This is a genomic window from Streptomyces aurantiogriseus, assembly GCF_014649375.1.
Classification (GTDB): Bacteria; Actinomycetota; Actinomycetes; order Streptomycetales; family Streptomycetaceae; genus Streptomyces; species Streptomyces aurantiogriseus.
Genome location: NZ_BMSX01000075.1, coordinates 1 through 946, shown reverse-complemented (window position 1 = coordinate 946; position 946 = coordinate 1). Strand labels below are relative to the sequence as shown.

Here is a 946-nt window from a genome sequence, read left to right as displayed (position 1 = left end):
TGGTATTGAGCGTAGTGGTTGGTCTCGTACTCGTGGGGCGGGATGTCGCCGGTCGCGCTGTGCAGCCGTTGGCTGTTGAACCAGTCGACCCATTCCGCGGTGGCGAGTTCGACGTCGGCCAGGCCATGCCAGGGCTTGCGGGGCTTGATCAGCTCCGTTTTGTAGAGGCCGATCTGGGATTCCATGAGCGCGTTGTCCAGGGCGTCGCCGACGGTGCCGACCGAGGCGTCGATGCCGGCCTCGATCAGGTGCGCGGTGAACGCGAAAGACGTGTATTGACTACCCGCGTCTGAATGATGAACAAGCCCCGGCCCGGCGGGAGTTCCGGCGCGGTCGCGGCGCCACAAAGCCATGTCGAGGGCATCGAGGACGAGCTTGGCCCGCTTGCTCGTGGCTGCGGACCAGCCGACGATCGCCCGGGAGAAGACGTCCACGACGAATGCGACGTAGACGATCCCCGCCCAGGTGGCCACGTAAGTGAAGTCGGCGACCCACCTCTCGTTCGGCCGGGACGCGGTGAAGTCGCGTTGCAGCAGGTCAGCCGCCCGTTCATGGCCGTCGTCGCGCAGGGTGGTTCGGATCTTCTTCCCGCGTCGGGCGCCCTCCAGACCAAGCTCGCGCATCAGCCGGGCGACCGTGCAGCGGGCCACGGCTATGCCCTCGCGATGAAGCTGCCGCCAGACCTTCCGGACTCCGTAGACGCCGTAGTTGTCGGTGTGGACCCGGCTGATGTGCGCCTTCAGCTCCATGTCCCGCATCGCGCGGGTGCTGGGAGCGCGGTTCTTGGCGGCGTAGTAGGTGCTCGTTGCGATCTTCAGTCCGTGGGCTGAGAGCACACGGCAGATCGGCTCGACCCCGAACACCTTCTTGCACTCGTCGATGAACGCTACGAGCGCTTCGACGGCCGGTCGAGCTCGGCCGCGAAGAAAGCCGATGCCGCCTTCAA

The 946-nt window shown here is 66.1% G+C and carries 1 protein-coding gene; it reads right to left on the bottom strand.

The window, feature by feature from the left end:
* A partial coding sequence (locus IE263_RS48035) for an IS3 family transposase (protein ID WP_229911595.1) occupies nt 1-863 on the bottom strand: 863 nt, incomplete at its 3' end.
* Nucleotides 864-946 lie beyond the last annotated feature (83 nt).